This is a genomic window from Streptococcus mitis (assembly GCF_001579035.1).
GTDB lineage: Bacteria > Bacillota > Bacilli > Lactobacillales > Streptococcaceae > Streptococcus > Streptococcus mitis_J.
Window position 1 is genome coordinate 353555 of the sequence record NZ_KQ970287.1, and the last position, 889, is coordinate 354443.

The window sequence follows — 889 nt, forward strand, 5'->3', positions numbered from 1 at the left end:
AGATAACTTGCTGAAAATCTTCTGTCCTAGATAACAAAACACAGGATATAGTTTCTTTAAAAACGATTTATAGGATAATCATTGCTATTTTATAAAGCAAACACTACATATTGTGTTTTGTGAGCTTGACTAGAAAAACAGACCACTATATTTAGTTTAAATCATTGACAAATTTTTATTTTCTGATATACTAAGATAGTATTAAATTTTGAAGAGGAGTTACACAATGGTAACCGTTTATTCTAAAAACAATTGTGTCCAATGTAAAATGACCAAACGTTTCTTGGACAGTAATAACGTTGAATATAAAGAAATCAATCTTGATGAGCAGCCTGAGTACATCGATCAAGTCAAAGAACTCGGTTTTAGCGCAGCTCCTATTATTCAAACACCAACTGAAGTCTTTTCAGGTTTCCAACCAGGAAAACTGAAACAATTAGCATAATCTTAGTACATCATCCAGAAGAAACTGCTTCTAGGCCTAACTTAGAAGCCTTTCTTTTGTAATTAGATAAGGGAAATTTTATGGGATTAAAACATCTTGAAGACGTGACTTACTTCCGTCTTAATAACGAAATCAACCGTCCTGTTAATGGACAAATCATGCTTCATAAAGATAAGGAAGCCTTGGATGCCTTCTTTAAAGAAAATGTCGTTCCAAACACTATGGTTTTTGATTCAATTACTGATAAAATCAACTACCTCATTGAACACAACTACATCGAAACAGCCTTTATCAAGAAATACCGTACAGAGTTCTTGGAAGAATTGTCACAATTTATCAAAGACCAAAACTTCCAATTCAAGTCTTTCATGGCTGCTTATAAATTTTACAATCAATATGCCTTAAAGACTAATGACGGTGAATATTATCTTGAAAGTATGGAAG

The 889-nt window shown here is 32.4% G+C and carries 1 protein-coding gene and 1 pseudogene; both read left to right on the plus strand.

Going from position 1 to position 889, the window contains the following annotated elements; translation table 11 throughout:
- The first annotated feature begins 226 nt into the window (after positions 1–226).
- Positions 227–445 carry a glutaredoxin-like protein NrdH gene (gene nrdH, locus SMIDD26_RS06150; RefSeq protein WP_000259242.1) on the plus strand — a complete coding sequence of 73 codons (219 nt, stop codon included), beginning with the start codon at positions 227–229 and terminating at the stop codon, positions 443–445.
- An 80-nt stretch (positions 446–525) separates the two neighbouring features.
- A pseudogene (locus SMIDD26_RS11645) lies at positions 526–889 on the plus strand (ribonucleotide-diphosphate reductase subunit alpha); the annotation flags it as partial.

Coding starts and splice junctions, on each gene's coding strand:
- nrdH (WP_000259242.1), top strand. CDS start 227: ATGGTAACCGTTTATTCTAAAAACAATTGTGTCCAATGTAAAATGACC.